The following is a 14,803-nucleotide window of genomic DNA, read 5'->3' as shown; positions in this document are numbered from 1 at the left end:
GGGGCGCGGGGCCGCGGGGGCGGGGGCGCCGCGCCCCCCCCCCCCCCCCCCCCCCCCCCCCCCCCCCCCCCCCCCCCCCCCCCCCCCCCGCCGGGGCGACGCCGCGGAGGCGGCGAAGCCGCTCGCGGCGTTGCACGGGACCCGGCGAGCAGGGGGCGTCACCGAAGGTGATCGCGAATCACGAACTGTCGTTCAGCGGAGCCCGTCGCCCTCCACGACGCGCCCCTCCGCGCCGGGGTCGAGCGCGAGGCGCACGAGCGCCGAGGCGAGCGCGGCGCCGGACGTGGACCGCCAGCGCGCGGCGAGCCGGCGCGCGCCGAGCCGGGAGGCGACGGAGAGCGCCGCGTCGGACACGCGCGCGGCGGCGCGCTCGAGCGGGCGCGGCTCGTCGCGATCCGGTCCGGTCACGAAGGCCGGCCGCGCGACGACGAAGGGCAGGCCGCTCGCGCGCAGGTCGCGCTCGAGCCGGGCGCGCGCCGAGAGGTACGCGCTGCGGGTGCCCTCGTGCACCCCCGCGGACGACAGGTATACGAAGCGCGGCCGGGCGCCGCTCGCCACGGCCGCGTCGAGGAGGAGCCGGGTGAGCCCGTAGTCCACGGAGGCGTAGCTCTCCGTGACGCCGTGGCGCGCGGCGGCCCGCGCGCGGCGGCGCGTGGTCCCGAGCAGCGCGAACACGAGGGTCGGCCGGACGCGGGCGAGGGTGGCCGCCATCGCCGGTCCGGCCCAGGGCGTGGAATCCACCTCCGCGCCCAGCGCCGCGAAGCGCGCGCGCCACGCGCCGGCGCTCGCCGAGTCGGGCCGCACGTGCGCGACCGTGCGGACGCCCGCGGCGCGCAGCGCGCGCACGACCTCACGCCCGGTGTAGCCGGTGGCGCCTGCGACGAAGGCGGTGTGCATGCGGCGACCTCCTCGGTGTGGGCGATCCTCCCTCCCCTCGCCCAGGGGACGCGCGCCTTCGTGCGCGACCTCCCCGATCGTGCCATGCTGCGTCCCGCCGCGCCCGCATCGCGCGGAGGGAGGGAACATGGCAGCACTCGTCGTCCTCGCGCTCGTCGCCGCGGTCGCCGTCGGCTGGGTGGTGCTCCACAACGGGCTCGTCACGCGGCGGAACGCGTTCCGCAACGCGTACGGCCAGATCGACGTGCAGCTCCAGCGGCGCTACGACCTCATCCCGAACCTGGTCGAGGCGACGCGCGCCTACCTCGCCCACGAGCGCTCCACCCTCGAGGCGGTGGTCGCCGCGCGCAACCAGGCGGTGGTCGCCGCGCGCGCCGCCGCCGCGCACCCGGGGGAGGGCGCCTCCATGGAGCGGCTCGCCCAGGCCGAGGGCGCGCTGGCCGGGCCGCTGTCCCGGCTGCTCGCCGTCGCCGAGGCGTACCCCGACCTGAAGGCGAGCGAGTCGGTGGGGCGCCTCGTCGAGGAGCTCACCTCGAGCGAGAACCGCGTGGCGTTCGCGCGGCAGGCCTACAACGACGCCGTGATGGACTACAACAACGCGCGCGAGACGTTCCCCGGGACGCTCGTCGCGGGCGGGTTCCCGGAGGCGAGGCCGCTCGACATCTCCGCCCCGCAGGCGCGCGAGGCGGTGCGGATCGCGCTGTGACCGCCGCCGGCGCTCCCGGTGACGGCGCGCGGCGGGCGGCCCCGTGACCCGCTCCACGCTCGACTTCTTCGCCGCGAAGGCGTCGGCGAGGCGGCGCACCGCGGTCCTCGTCGCGCTCTTCGCGCTCGCCTGGGCGAGCACGATCGCGGTCGTCTACGCGATCGTGGTCTGGGTCGCCAGCGCCCAGCCGCGGCTCCTCGGCCCCGGCCCGCTCCGCACGCGGGACCTCCTCGGCGTCGCCGGGATCGTGACGCTCGTGACGGCCGGCGGCGCCCTCGTGCACGCGGTCCGGCTCGCGAGCGGCGGCGGCCGTGCGGTCGCCGAGCTGCTGGGCGGGTTCCCCGTGGACCCCGACACCCAGGACGCGGCGGAGCGGCGCCTCGTGAACGTCGTGGAGGAGATGGCGATCGCGGCGGGCGTCCCGGTCCCCGCGCTGTACGTGCTCCCGTTCGAGCGCAACCTCAACGCGTTCGCGGCCGGGTTCTCCCCGGATCACGCGGTCGTCGCGGTGACGCGCGGCGCGCTCGAGGGGCTCACGCGCGACGAGCTGCAGGGCGTCGTCGCGCACGAGCTCTCTCACGTCGTGAACGCCGACACCCGGCTCAACCTGCAGCTCATCGCGCTCGTCGGCGGCCTCACCTCGCTCGCGCTCGTCGGGCGCGCCCTCGTGCGGGCCGGGGCCGGCGGCGAGGGGCGGCGCGGCCGCGGCCGGGGCGGCGCGGCCGGGCTCGCGCTGTTCGGCGCCCTCGTGTGGCTGGCGGGCTCGATCGGCGCGTTCTTCGGGAGCCTCATCCGGGCGGCGGTGTCGCGCACGCGCGAGTTCCTCGCGGACGCCGACGCCGTGCGGCTCACGCGCAACCCGGAAGGCCTCGCGGGCGCGCTCGCGCGCATCGCGCGCGAGGGCTCGCGCCTGTGGTCGCCGGCAGCGCCCGAGGCGGCGCACCTCTTCATCGCGGACGGCCTGGCCGTCCGCCTGTTCGCGACGCATCCTCCCATCGAGGAGCGCATCCGCCGGATCGCGCCGCTCGTCGCGGAGCGCCTCCTCGCCGAGGAGGCGGCGCCGGAGCGCCCGCCCGAGGCCGCCTCCGCTGCGCCGGCCGTGTCCGGCCACGGACTCGCGACGGCCGCCCTCGCCGCCGCGCCCGGGTCGACCCCGGGCGCCGCAGGCAGCGACGTCGCGCGCGCGCAGGCCCTGCTCGCCGCGCTCCCCGCCGCGGCGCTCGCTGCCGCGCGCGGCCCCGGCAGCGCGCCCGCGCTCGTGCGCGCGCTCCTCGCGGATCCGGACGAGACGGTCCGCGCGGTGCAGCTCCCCGCGGTCGCCGACCCGGCGCTGCGCGCCGAGGTGGCCCGGCTCGCGGGTGCGCTGTCGTCGACCGGGCGCGAGGGGAGGATGGCGCTCCTCGACGTCGCCGCGCCCGCGCTCGGGCGGCTCGCCCCCGCCGACGGCGAGGCCCTCGTGCGCGACCTCGCGGCGCTCGCGGCGGCCGACCGGCGGACGACCGTGTTCGAGTGGTCGCTCCAGCGCGTCGTGGCGCACCGGCTCGCGCCCCGCGCGGCGCGCGAGGGCGCGGGGGCGCGTCGCGTCGCGGAGGTCGAGGTCGAGTGCCTCGAGGTGCTCTCCGTGCTCGCCTGGCAGGGCGCTGCCGACGGCGCCGCCGCGCAGGCGGCGCTCGACGCGGCGGTCTCGGCGCTCGGCACCGGCGGCCCGTGGCGCGTCCTCCCGCGCGGCCGCGTGGGCGCCGCGCGGCTCGAGACGGCGCTCGCGTCGCTCGACGCGGCCGCGCCGCGCGTGAAGGAGCGGGTGCTCGCGGCCTGCGAGGCGTGCGTGACCGCGGACGGAAAGGTGCGGCCGGCCGAAGGCGAGGTCCTGCGCGCGATCGCCGCGTCCCTCGGGGTGCCGGCGCCGCCGATTCTCGCGGCGGAGGAGCGGGCGGTGCGCGCGGCGCAGGCGTGAACGTGGGCGCGCCCGCTCGCAGCTGATCCCGACGGCCTCGGCCCCGACCGGGCAAGTCCTCGCGCCCCGCCTCAGCCCGGCACGGACGCCTCCGCTGGCGCCTCGCCCGCGCAGTGCCTAGGGGTTGATCGGATGAGGGCGATCGAGCGACTCGAGCGCGAGGGGCTCCGGCGCGTCGGCACTCCGCGGTCCGGCTTCCGCTACCTGCAGGCGAACGGGCGGCCCGCCGCGGCCGCGGACGTGGAGCGCATCCGGGCGCTGCGGCTCCCGCCGGCGTGGACCGACGTGCGCGTGAGCCGGGCGGCGGGCGCGAAGCTCCAGGCCGTCGGCCGCGACAAGGCGGGGCGCTGGCAGTACCGCTACCACCCCGACTTCGTCCGCCGGCAGGCGGCCGCGAAGTACCGCCGCCTGCTGCGCTTCGCGGACGCGCTGCCGAGGGTGCGCGCCCGGGTGGAGCGGGACTTTCGCCGGCGCGGCCTCGGGCGCGAGCGCGTGCTCGCCGGGATGACGCGGATCCTCGAGGCGACCTGGATGCGCCCCGGCAGCGAGGCCTACGCGCGCGAGAACGGGAGCTTCGGGCTCGCGACCGTGCGGCCCGGGCACGTGCGCGTGACGGGGGACCGGGTGGTGTTCGACTACCGCGGCAAGTCGGGGCAGCGCCAGGTGCGCGAGGTCCGCGACCGGCGGATCGCCCACCTCGTCCGCGAGCTCCTCGCCGTGCCGGGCCGCGACGTCTTCAAGTTCGTCGAGGGCGGGCAGATCGTGGACGTCCGCCGCCGCCACCTCAACGCCTACCTCCGCGCAGCGGCCGGCGGGTCCGTCACGGCGAAGGACTTCCGGACCTGGGCCGGGACGCTGCTCTGCGCGAGCGCGCTCGCCGAGGCCGCGCGCGAGCTCGTGCCCGGGCGCACGAGCCGCAAGCGGCTCGTCCAGGCCGCGGTGAAGGCGGTCGCGCAGCGGCTCGGGAACACGCCCGCGGTGGCGCGCGGCTCGTACATCAGCCCCGCGGTGCTCGAAGGCTTCGCGCGGGGGGAGGTCGTCTCCTGCGGGCTCTCGCCCGACGACGTCCTGGGGCTCGCGAGGGGCGGCGGGCTCCACGCGGCCGAGCGCGCGCTCGTCACGTTCCTGCGGCGCGCCGCGACGCGGGGCCCCGCGCAGCGGGCGCGGGGCCCGAGGAGCGTCGTGCGGCCGGATCCGCTGCGCCCGTCCGGCCCCCTGGGCAAGCCGGAGCGGCGGGCGGCGCGAGCGCCGGAGCGCGAGCGCGCCTGACGGAGCGCGGGGGGTCAGGGCGCGGCGCGCGCGGGCAGGACCTCGCGCAGCACCTCGTCCGCCCAGCGAAGGCTCTCGACGGTGGTGTCCCAGCCGATGCAGGCGTCGGTGACCGAGCAGCCGTAGCGGAGCTGCGAGAGATCCTGCGGGATGGGCTGGTTCCCCGGCTCGAGGAAGCTCTCCAGCATCAGGCCCACGACGGAGCGGTTGCCCTCGCGGATCTGGTGGACCACGTCGCGGAGCACGAGCGGCTGGAGCTCCGGCTTCTTGCGCGAGTTCGCGTGCGAGCAGTCGACGACGACGTTCCTCGGGAGCTTCGCCCGGGCGAGCGCGTCCTCGGCGAGCGCGATCGACACGGTGTCGTAGTTGGGCCGCCCGCCGCCGCCGCGGAGGACGATGTGGCCGTAGCGGTTGCCCCGCGTGCGCACGACCGCGGAGCGCCCCTGGTCGTTGATGCCGAGGAACGAGTGCGGGCTCGCCGCGGAGACGATGCCGTTCACGGCGGGCTCGAGGTCGCCGTCGGTGCCGTTCTTGAAGCCCACCGGCGTGGAGAGGCCGGAGGACATCTCGCGGTGCGTCTGCGACTCGGAGGTGCGCGCGCCGATGGCGGTCCAGGCGACGAGGTCGCCGTAGTACTGCGGCGCGATCGGGTCGAGCGCCTCGGTCCCGGCAGGGAGCCCGAGCTCGTTCACGTCGAGCAGGAACCGCCGGGCGCGCTCCATGCCCTCGTCCACGCGGAACGAGTCGTCCATGCGCGGATCGTTGATGAAGCCCTTCCAGCCGAGGGAGGTGCGCGGCTTCTCGAAGTAGACGCGCATCACCAGGTAGAGGGTGCCCGAGACCTCGTCCGCGAGCGCGCGCAGCCGCCGCGCATAGTCGAGGCCGGCGACCGGATCGTGGATCGAGCACGGGCCGACGACCACGAAGAGCCGCGGATCGCGGCGGTCGAGGATCGCCTCGAGGGTTCTCCGGCCCGCGATGACGGTCCGGGCGGCGGGCTCGTCGAGCGGGATGTGAGCCTTCACCTCGTCGGGCGAGGGCATCACGTCGAACGCCGCGACGTTCAGGTTCTCGGTCTGCTGCATGGGCGGTCCGCTCCCTCCGGGATCCCGATCCGTATCGCATCCGGCGACGAAAAATGCGAGGGGCGGCGCCAGGATGATCGAGCGCGGCCGCCGGGTTCGTGCGGCCCGGGCGACTCGCGGGCGCCGGGTTGAAGAGACCGGATGCCCGAGCCGTCAGCACCCCGACAAGATTTGATCCGGATCAGTACCGGCGCTAACCTGCCGCCGGAGCCCCACCGGGCTTCGCCCGCGCGAAGTTTGCGTTTTCGTCCCGAGGAAGGTCAGACGCCCTTGATTTCACGCCTGGACTCTCCATCCCGCCCCTCGGGCGCGCGCGCCCTCGCGCTCGCGGCGGCGGTCTCGGTCGTCGCCCTCGCAGGCTGCCGCAGCGAGGAGATCGCCCATTACCGGGTGCCGAAGTCCTCCGGCTCCGCGGCCCCGGCGCCCGCCGCGTCGCCCATGATGCCGGCGAGCGGGCAGGTGCCCGCGCCGCCGTCCCCCGTGGCGGGGAGCAAGCTCGTCTGGACGCTGCCCGCGCGCTGGACCGAGACCACCGGCGGTGGCGGCATGCGCTACGCCACGCTCAAGGCGCCGGTCGGCGGGCGCCTCGACGTCTCCGTGACGGTGCTCCCCGGAGAGGCGGGCGGCGAGCTCGCGAACGTGAACCGCTGGCGCGGGCAGATCGGCCTCCCGGCGCTCGACGGCCCCGCCCTCGCGAAGGCCCGCAGGCCGCTCGAGACGAAGGCGGGCACGGTGTCCCTCTACGACTTCACGAGCGAGGGCACCGCGAAGAGCCGCGTCGTCGCGGGCCTCGCGGTCGTGGACGGGAACAGCTGGTTCATCAAGATGACGGGTGACGCCGGCGCCGTGGACGCCGCCCGGCCCGACTTCCTCCGCATCGTGGAGAGCCTCCGCCGTGACGCTTCGAACGACTAACCCGGTCCTCCGCGCGCTCGTCTCGCTGAAGCTGACGATCGCGTGCCTCGCGGCGCTGATGGTGCTCGTGATGGCCTGCACGCTCGCGCAGGTGAAGCTCGGGACGTGGCCGGCGGTCGAGATCTACATGCGCGCCTGGTTCGTCTGGTGGGACGTCCCGGGCACGGAGCTGCGGATCCCGGTGTTCCCGGGCGGCGCGCTCGTCGGCCTCGTGCTCCTCGTGAACCTGTTCCTCGCGCAGCTCGTCCGGCTCGAGCTCGCCTGGAAGAAGGTCGGCCTGTGGATCTCGCACGCGGGCCTCATCCTGCTCGTGCTCGGCGAGTTCGTGACCGGCGCGTTCCAGGTGGAGTCGCAGCTCGCGGTGGAGGAGGGGCAGACGGTCAACTACGTCGAGAGCCCGCGCGAGCTCGAGCTCGCCGTGATCGACGTGACCGATCCCGCCATGGACGACGTCTACAGCGTCCCGGCGGCGCGCCTCGAGCGCGGCGGCGCGATCCCGATCCCCGGCACCCCCGTGGCGGTCCAGGTGCGACGCTTCTTCCGCAACGCGGAGCTCGCGCGGCTCGGCCCCGCCGATCCGCCGTCGCCCGTGACCGCGGGCGTCGGCACGGGCGTCGCCGTGCGGGAGCGGCCGCCCGTGTCGCGCGACGACCAGACGAACCAGGCCGCCGCCTTCGTGGAGCCGGTCGCGGGCGGGCGGAGCTACGGCACGTGGCTCGTCTCGAACGGCCTCGGCGCGCCGCAGTCGTTCACGCACGAGGGGCGGACCTACCAGCTCCAGCTGCGCAGCCGTCGCGAGTACCTGCCCTTCGCGATCACCCTCAAGGACTTCCGGCACGACGTCTACCCGGGCACGCAGATCCCGAAGAACTTCTCCTCGCTCGTCACCATCGCGAACCCGTCACGCGGCGAGCAGCGGGACGTCCTCATCTACATGAACCAGCCGCTCCGCTACGAGGGGAAGGCCTTCTACCAGGCGAGCTTCGGCAAGGGCGACACGCTCTCGATCCTGCAGGTGGTCGAGAACCCGGGGTGGCTCATCCCGTACGTCTCCTGCGTCCTCGTCGCCATCGGGCTCATCGTCCACTTCGCCATCACCCTGCGCCGCTCCAGCCGGCGGCGGCAGGCCGCCTCGGAGGCCTGAGATGAACCTGAAGCGCGCCGTGCCCTGGATCGCCTTCGGCCTCGCCCTCGCCGGGGCCGCCTCGTCGCTCCTCCCGTCGGGGAAGCCGCGGGGCTTCGACGTCGAGGCGTTCGGCCAGATCCCCGTCCTCGAGGGCGGGCGCGTGAAGCCCGTCGACACCATCGCGCGCAACGCGCTGCTCATGATCCGCGGGAAGCAGTCGGCGAGCTCCGAGGGGCGGAGCATCGGGCCCGACGAGTGGCTCCTCGACGTGATGTTCCGCCCGGAGGTCGCCGACCGGCAGGAGCTCTTCGTCATCGACGACCCCGAGGTGCTCGGGCTCCTCGGCATCCAGCAGAGCCGGAACCGCTACTACAGCTTCGCGACGCTCGCCCCGCGCATCGACGAGATCCAGCGCCAGTACGTGGCCGCCGAGCCGATCGACCCCAAGGTCCGCAGCCACTTCCAGTCCGCGATCGTGAACCTCTTCGAGCGGATGTTCCTCTACCACCGCCTCAAGAACACGGTGCAGCTCGAGGGGACGCCGGGGCTCGCCGCCGAGATCGCGGCGCGGGCGGGGCCGGGCGCGCCGCAGCGGCACCAGCTGCTCGTGGAGCTCGCGCACTTCAAGCCGCTCCTGCCCGTGACGCCGGCCGGAGACGCGTGGCGCTCGGTGGGTGAGGCGCTCACGGGGACGACGACCGTCGAGCCCGGGCTCGAGCAGTGGGCGCGCCTCGGCCTCGCCTACCAGGCGCAGGACGCGGCGAGCTTCAACCGCTCCGTCGCGGACCTCGCCGCGACCGCCGCGCTGGGCCGCCCGGACGCGGCGGCCCGGTCGGATCACGAGTGGCTCTTCAACGCCGCGCAGCCGTTCTACTCGGGCATGGTGATCTACGTGCTCGCGCTGCTCGCCGTGTTCGTCTCCTGGTTGTGGAGGCCGGTGCTCCTGCAGCGGCTCGCGTTCGGCCTCCTCCTCGCGGGCGCGGTCGTCCACACGCTCGGGCTCGCCTCGCGCGTCCTCATCCAGGGCCGGCCGCCGGTGACGAACCTCTACTCGTCGGCGGTGTTCGTGGGCTGGGCCGCGGTGCTCCTCGGCGTCGTGCTCGAGCGGATGTACCGCCGCGGCTTCGCGACCGCGGTGGCGGCCTCCTCGGGCTTCGCCTCGCTCATCGTCGCGCACCACCTCTCCGTCGACGGCGACACGATGGAGATGATGCGCGCGGTGCTCGACTCGAACTTCTGGCTCGCGACGCACGTCGTCACCATCACCATCGGCTACAGCGGCACGTTCCTCGCGGGCGCGCTCGCCATCGGATGGGTGGTGCGGCGGCACCTCACGCGCCGCGCCGACCCGGCCGCGAGCAAGGCCATCGTCGCGATGACCTACGGCATCATCTGCTTCGCCCTGTTCTTCAGCTTCGTCGGGACGGTGCTGGGCGGCATCTGGGCGGATCAGTCCTGGGGCCGGTTCTGGGGCTGGGATCCCAAGGAGAACGGCGCGCTCCTCATCGTGCTGTGGAACGCCATCATCCTGCACGCCCGGTGGGCGGGGTACGCGCGCGAGCGCGGGATCATGGCCATGGCGATCTTCGGGAACGTCATCACGAGCTTCTCGTGGTTCGGCGTGAACATGCTCGGCGTCGGGCTCCATTCGTACGGGTTCATGGACAAGGCGTTCTGGGCGCTGTCCGCGTTCGTCGGGACGCAGCTCGTGCTCATGCTGTTCGCGCTGGTCCCGGCGCGCTTCTGGAGCGCGCGGCGCGCCGAGGCCGCGGCGCCCGGAAAGGACCGGCCGGAGGGCGCCTCGCAGCCGGTCTAGCCTGCGCGCACGCCGCGTCACGCCCGCTCCACCTCGAGGCCCCGCCGCCGCCCGGCGCGCGGGGCCTCCGCTTCCTCCCCGCTCGACGCGCGCGCCGGCCGCTCTCGCGCCGCCCGGCCCGCCTGGTGGGGCGGGGCGCGAGCGCGCTCGACCCTCGGTGGGGTGGCTACATTTTCCCTGCGCAGCACAACGGACCCCAGGGGCGCCGCGCAGCCGCGCGGCGAGGGAGAGAGCCATGGCACGCTGGGACGAGGAGAAGGGGCGGTGGGAAGGGCGGGAGCACGGGCACGAGGCGCATGGCCCGCGCGGCCGCGAGGAGCGCGGCGGCGGCTGGCGGAGCGACGACACCTGGCGCGGCGGGGGCTGGCGCGAGGCCGAGGAGCGCGACGACTGGCGCCGCGAGGAGCGCGGCGAGGGGCGCTTCGAGCTGGGGCGCGAGCCCGGCGGGCGCGCGGAGTGGGATCGCCCGCGCGATCGCGAGGCGGGCTCTGGCCGGGGAGCCGGGGGCCGGTACGGCGCGGGCGGCTTCGGGCGCGGCCGTGAGCCCGAGGAGCGCGACGAGGGCGGCTGGCACCGCAGCACGCAGTTCGAGCCGTCGGGCGAGGGGCCCGGCTCGTGGGGCCCCGGGGGCCGCTACGGCGAGCGCGAGTGGGAGCGCGGACGCGGGCGGGAGTACGGCGGCTTCATGGGCGGGATGGCGGAGCGCTACGGCGCGGAGCGCTACGGCGAGGAGGAGGGGCGGGGGCGCTGGGAGGCGCGCAGCGACTTCGGCCGCGGCAGCGAGCGCGGCCACGAGTTCCGCGGCCGGAGCGATTGGGGCCGCGGCGGAGAGGAGCCCGGCCCGATGGAGCGGCTCGGCGAGCGCGTGAGGGAGGGCTGGCGCAAGATGACCGGGCGCGGCCCGAAGGGCTACAAGCGCTCCGACGAGCGGATCCGCGAGGACGTCTCCGAGCGCATCGCGCGCAGCGATCTCGACGCGAGCGACGTGGAGGTGAAGGTCGAGCACGCGGAGGTGACGCTCACCGGCACCGTCGGGAGCCGCTGGGACAAGCGGATGCTCGAGGACCTCGCGGACGAGGTCTTCGGGGTGGACGAGGTGCACAACCACCTGCGCCTGCGCCGCGAGACGGAGCTGCAGCCGGGCCAGGCGACGGCGGCGCAGGCGGGGATGAGCGGGCAGACCCTGCCCGGCCAGGCGCGCCCGCAGCCGGGGCAGGCCCCCTCGCCGGACGCCCGGAGACATTGAGCGACGGGGCTGCGTCCCAGCGCCCCCAACGCTGATCGACGTCTACGGAAGCGCGAGGAACTCCGCCGCGCGGCGCACCGCCTCGGCGCCCGCGGCGGAGCTCGTGTGCGGGCTGTGCCCGGCGTCCACGAGCGCGAGGCTTGCGCGCGGCAGGGCGCGCAGCGCCGCCTCGAGCTCGCCGGGCTCGAGGCGCGGGTCGCGCCTGCCGTGCAGGACGAGCGTGCGGGCGGTGATCTCGCCGAGGCGCCCGTCGTAGAGGTCGCCGCCCGCGCGCGCTCCCTCCGCGAGGATGTCCAGCCAGGCGCGGGCGCCGCGCGCGACCACCTTGCGCCAGCGCGCGCCGTGATCGCGCTCGAGCGCGCGCACGACACCCTCGCCGTACCGCTCCGGCGCCTCGAGGCCGGTCCGGAAGAACTCCAGCGAGCTCGGCTTGGCGCGGAAGAAGTGCAGCCCCTCGAGCACGAGGGCGGTGACGCGCGCCGGGTGGCGGATCGCCGCCCAGGCCGCGACGACGGCGCCGTCCGAGTGGCCCCACAGCGCGGCCCGCTCGATCCCGAGCGCGTCGAGGAGGGCCACCGTCTCGTCGGCCATCGCCTGGTGGAACCGGCGCGGCAGCTCCGCGAGCGGCTCCGAGGCGCCGTAGCCGATCCGGTCGGGGACGATCACGCGGTGGCGCGGCGCGAGCGCCTCCGCCGCCGCGTCGAACGGGTACGCCTCGTGGCCCCAGCCGCCGTGGAGCAGGAGCGCCGCGGGGCCCCGGCCGCGCTCGCGGACGTTCACCCGGAGCGGAGCGCGCCCGGGCGCGAAGGGGGAGCCCGGGATCGTGACCAGCGGCATGCGCGGGTTCTAATGGACCGGCAGCACGCTCGCCGCGGCGGAGCCGGCGACGACCCCGCTCCCGAGGAAGAGGTTCGAGGAGAGGCTCGTACCGCCCACCTTGTTCACCGAGGTGAGCAGCAGGCCGTAGCCGTACTGCGGCGCGGGGGCGGGGAAGCAGTCGGCCTTGGCGAGCGAGAAGGTCGGCGTGCGCCAGGCGCCGTCGTCGAGGAAGAGCCGCACCACCGCCATCGGGTCGGTGACGTCCGGCGCGTTGGTGCAGGTGGCGGCGGAGGCGTTCACCGCGCCGCTCGGCGACGAGAGCGCGGTGACGGCGTAGAAGGCCACGCTCGTCCCGTCCCGCCGCAGCACGTAGGGATCGGGGAGCTGCGCGTACGCGATCGGCGCCTGCACCAGGGGCAGCGGCGCGCCGCTCTCGTCCTGCAGCACCGGCCGGGGCGGCGCGGTGACCGTGCCCGAGTACGTCTCGCCCCCGTACTCGACGCGGAAGGTGTAGGCGGTGCCGGGCACGTACGCGAGCGCGCCGCCGGTGAGCGCGTACTGCCCCGCCGCGCCCGCCGGCGCGAGCGTCGCGGTCCCGCCGTCCCAGGTGATCCGGACCGCCGCGCCGTCGAGGCCCGTCGTGCGCCACGAGGCGGCGTCGGCAGGGTTCGCGCCCTTGTCGACCTCCCCGAAGAACACGGTGGCGGCGACGGTCCCTGCCAGGTTCACGTTCTGGTCCGGCTGGCTCACGCCGGGGGACTCGATGAGCACGCCGGCGAGGACGCGGTCGTTCTGGAGGCGCTCGAAGACATCGCACCCGGCGAGGCCGAGCACGGCCGCCAGGAGGGCAGGGAGGGAGGCGAGGCGTCGCATGGATTTCTCCGTAGCGCGTTCCGCGGCTGCTCGCCAGCGCACGATCGCCTACAGGGCCGCCCCGTGCCTCACCCGTCTCGGCCCGGAGGGCCGGGACGCGACCCTGGCGCCGTGCCTCATGGCCGCCTTCGCGGTCGGACGCGAGGAGGACTCGGGGCGACGGCCGCGGAGCTCCGCGGCGCAGACTTGGAGCAGCTCGCTCACGAGCTCCGGCGGGCGAACGCTGTCGGTGGAGCTGCTGCGCCGCACGTTCGAGGAGCTCGTCCGCGAGGCGTAGTCGTTCCGGGATCGCTACGCCGGCGAGATCGAGCAGCGCGCCCGCACGATCGACGTGGCGCGCCATTCGCCCCGGCCGCCGTCCCTGCCTGGGGGAGGTCCTTCGCTCGAAGTTGTCACTGCCAGGGCCGGCGTACAGAATGGAACAGGATGTCGCACGCCTCCGTACGCCGCAGGGCCCGCGACGGTCTCGTCGAGATCGTGCCCGAGTCGGGGCTCACGCGCGCCGACCGCTACCTGGCGCTCTTCGGCGTGATCCTGGCGTCGATGGTGCTGTACGTCTCCACGCTCCTGCCCGCCTGGGCGTTCGCGGTGCTGTTCGGCTACTGCGTCGCCGCGGCGCTGGCGGTCCTCCTTCAGCAGCTCGGTTTGCTGCAACCGCCGAAGGCGCCCGTGCACGTCCTCTCCCGGTGGAGGGGACCCGGCCCGGGGCGGATCGCCTGAGCGAGGCCGCCGTACCCGCGCGCGGGCGGCGGCCCGTGAGCCGCCTCAGCCGCGCTTCGCGAACGCGCCCATGAAGTCCACGAGCGCGTCGACCCACTCCGGCTCGACGGCGTTGTAGGTCGAGACGCGGATGCCGCCCACGGAGCGGTGCCCCTTGAGCCCCACCATCCCGAGCTTCTTCGCCTCGGCGACGAACCGCTCCTCGTCCTGCTCGCTCGGGAGCCGGAACACGACGTTCATCACCGAGCGGCTCTCCCTCTCGACCGGGCAGCGGTAGAAGCCGGGGTTCGCGTCGATGGCGCCGTAGAGCCGGGCCGCCTTCTTGCGGTTCCGCGCCTCCATGGCCGACAGCCCGCCCAGCCCCTTTAGCCACGCGAGCACGTTCCGGATCATGTAGATGCCGAACGTGGGCGGTGTGTTGTAGAGCGACTTGTTCTCGGCCGGCGTGCGGAGCTGGAAGATCTTGGGGATGTCCTTGCGGCCGCGCTCGACGAGCTCCTTCGAGACGATCACCACGACGACGCCGGACGGGCCGATGTTCTTCTGCGCCCCCGCGTAGACGAGCCCGAAGCGCGAGACGTCGAAGGGACGCCAGAGGAAGTCGCTCGACATGTCGGCCACGAGCGGCGCGCCGCCCGGGGACGGGAACGGGCGCGACGGGTCGACCGCGTACTCGACGCCGTGGATCGTCTCGTTCGAGGTCACGTGCACGTACGCGGCGGCGGGGTCCGCCTTCACCTCGTCGGGCCGGGGCACGCGGACGTAGGACTTTTCCTTCCCCTCGCCGGTGCCGGTCGTGCAGGCGACGCGCACCGCGCCGCCGAGCATGGCGGTCGCGACCTTCGCCTCGGAGAGCGCCTTCTCGCCCCACGCGCCGGTCACGACGTAGTCCGCGGTCTGGCCCTTCTGCACGAGGTTCATCGGGAGCTGCGCGAAGAGCTGCGAGGCGCCGCCCTGCACGAAGAGGATCTCGTGCGTGGCGGGCACGGCGAGCAGCTCGCGCAGGAGCGCGAGGGCCTCGTCGTGGACGGCCTCGTACTCCTTGCCGCGGTGGCTGTGCTCCATCACCGACATCCCGCTGTTCGCGAAGTCGAGGAGCTCGTCCCGGGCGCGCTCGAGCGCGGGCAGCGGGAGTGCGGCGGGACCGGCGTTGAAGTTCTTCTTTCGGCTCATGGGCTCCTCGCGGTCGGGGCGGTCGGTGGAAGCGGGAGGGGGATTCTCCGCGAAAAAGGCCGCGCCGGGAACCTCCGCGTGAGGTTCGTCGGGCGCGTGGCCCGGGCGGGACGGGGCGGCGGGGCGCGGCCGTCCGGGCGAGCGGCCGCGGCGCGGGCGCGGGCAGCGCGAACCCGACGAGATGCCTCGGCAAATGGGCGCGAG

Annotated in this window: 14 protein-coding genes; 9 read left to right on the top strand and 5 right to left on the bottom strand. The window is 75.4% G+C overall.

What is annotated here, in order from left to right; translation table 11 throughout:
* Nucleotides 1–192 precede the first annotated feature (192 nt).
* Nucleotides 193–897, bottom strand: a complete 705-nt coding sequence (locus MLV88_RS01005; RefSeq protein ID WP_242355812.1) for an SDR family oxidoreductase — start codon at nt 895–897, stop codon at nt 193–195.
* 127 nt (nt 898–1,024) lie between these two features.
* Between MLV88_RS01005 and MLV88_RS01000 the strand changes: the two genes are divergently transcribed.
* From MLV88_RS01000 to MLV88_RS00990, 3 genes are all read left to right on the top strand, one after another.
* The gene (locus MLV88_RS01000; protein WP_242339690.1) at nt 1,025–1,603 is read left to right on the top strand and encodes a LemA family protein; all 579 of its coding nucleotides are present in this window, start codon (nt 1,025–1,027) and stop codon (nt 1,601–1,603) included.
* Nucleotides 1,604–1,646: 43 nt separating this feature from the next.
* Entirely contained in the window at nt 1,647–3,557 is a 1,911-nt protein-coding gene (locus MLV88_RS00995) for a M48 family metallopeptidase (protein ID WP_243336614.1), read from the top strand.
* A gap of 132 nt (nt 3,558–3,689) precedes the next feature.
* Nucleotides 3,690–4,826, top strand: a complete 1,137-nt coding sequence (locus MLV88_RS00990; protein WP_243336612.1) for a DNA topoisomerase IB — start codon at nt 3,690–3,692, stop codon at nt 4,824–4,826.
* A gap of 14 nt (nt 4,827–4,840) precedes the next feature.
* Here the strand turns inward: MLV88_RS00990 and MLV88_RS00985 are convergent, their stop codons facing one another.
* On the bottom strand, nt 4,841–5,911 hold the full coding sequence (locus MLV88_RS00985) for a 3-deoxy-7-phosphoheptulonate synthase (protein WP_242356285.1): 1,071 nt from the start codon (nt 5,909–5,911) through the stop codon (nt 4,841–4,843).
* 270 nt (nt 5,912–6,181) lie between these two features.
* On the opposite strand from MLV88_RS00985, the gene MLV88_RS00980 reads away from it, so the two are divergent.
* From MLV88_RS00980 to MLV88_RS00965, 4 genes are all read left to right on the top strand, one after another.
* Complete coding sequence (locus MLV88_RS00980; RefSeq protein WP_242340623.1) at nt 6,182–6,826, top strand: hypothetical protein; 645 nt, start codon at nt 6,182–6,184, stop codon at nt 6,824–6,826.
* Nucleotides 6,807–7,970: a cytochrome c biogenesis protein ResB gene (locus tag MLV88_RS00975; RefSeq protein WP_242340624.1), complete on the top strand. Its 1,164-nt coding sequence runs from the start codon at nt 6,807–6,809 to the stop codon at nt 7,968–7,970. Before MLV88_RS00980 ends, MLV88_RS00975 begins: the two co-directional genes overlap by 20 nt.
* A gap of 1 nt (nt 7,971) precedes the next feature.
* Nucleotides 7,972–9,768, top strand: coding sequence for a cytochrome c biogenesis protein (locus tag MLV88_RS00970; protein ID WP_243336611.1), 1,797 nt, complete (start codon nt 7,972–7,974; stop codon nt 9,766–9,768).
* Between the two features lie 235 nt (nt 9,769–10,003).
* Complete coding sequence (locus MLV88_RS00965; RefSeq protein WP_243336609.1) at nt 10,004–11,014, top strand: BON domain-containing protein; 1,011 nt, start codon at nt 10,004–10,006, stop codon at nt 11,012–11,014.
* A gap of 42 nt (nt 11,015–11,056) precedes the next feature.
* Here the strand turns inward: MLV88_RS00965 and MLV88_RS00960 are convergent, their stop codons facing one another.
* Together MLV88_RS00960 and MLV88_RS00955 are read right to left on the bottom strand one after the other, a co-directional pair.
* Entirely contained in the window at nt 11,057–11,851 is a 795-nt protein-coding gene (locus MLV88_RS00960) for an alpha/beta fold hydrolase (protein WP_243336607.1), read from the bottom strand.
* A gap of 9 nt (nt 11,852–11,860) precedes the next feature.
* On the bottom strand, nt 11,861–12,706 hold the full coding sequence (locus MLV88_RS00955; RefSeq protein ID WP_243336606.1) for a hypothetical protein: 846 nt from the start codon (nt 12,704–12,706) through the stop codon (nt 11,861–11,863).
* Here MLV88_RS00955 and MLV88_RS00950 point away from each other — a divergent pair.
* Nucleotides 12,705–12,983 (top strand): hypothetical protein, encoded by a 279-nt coding sequence (locus MLV88_RS00950; RefSeq protein WP_243336604.1) that lies wholly within the window; start codon nt 12,705–12,707, stop codon nt 12,981–12,983. The genes MLV88_RS00955 and MLV88_RS00950 overlap by 2 nt on opposite strands.
* Before the next feature lie 149 nt (nt 12,984–13,132).
* Nucleotides 13,133–13,426 (top strand): hypothetical protein, encoded by a 294-nt coding sequence (locus tag MLV88_RS00945; RefSeq protein ID WP_243336602.1) that lies wholly within the window; start codon nt 13,133–13,135, stop codon nt 13,424–13,426.
* Between the two features lie 45 nt (nt 13,427–13,471).
* Here the strand turns inward: MLV88_RS00945 and serC are convergent, their stop codons facing one another.
* Nucleotides 13,472–14,599 (bottom strand): 3-phosphoserine/phosphohydroxythreonine transaminase, encoded by a 1,128-nt coding sequence (gene serC / locus MLV88_RS00940; RefSeq protein ID WP_243336600.1) that lies wholly within the window; start codon nt 14,597–14,599, stop codon nt 13,472–13,474.
* Nucleotides 14,600–14,803 lie beyond the last annotated feature (204 nt).

It is taken from the genome of Anaeromyxobacter soli (assembly GCF_022808855.1).
Lineage (GTDB): Bacteria > Myxococcota > Myxococcia > Myxococcales > Anaeromyxobacteraceae > Anaeromyxobacter > Anaeromyxobacter soli.
This window is presented reverse-complemented; position numbering and strand designations above follow the sequence as displayed.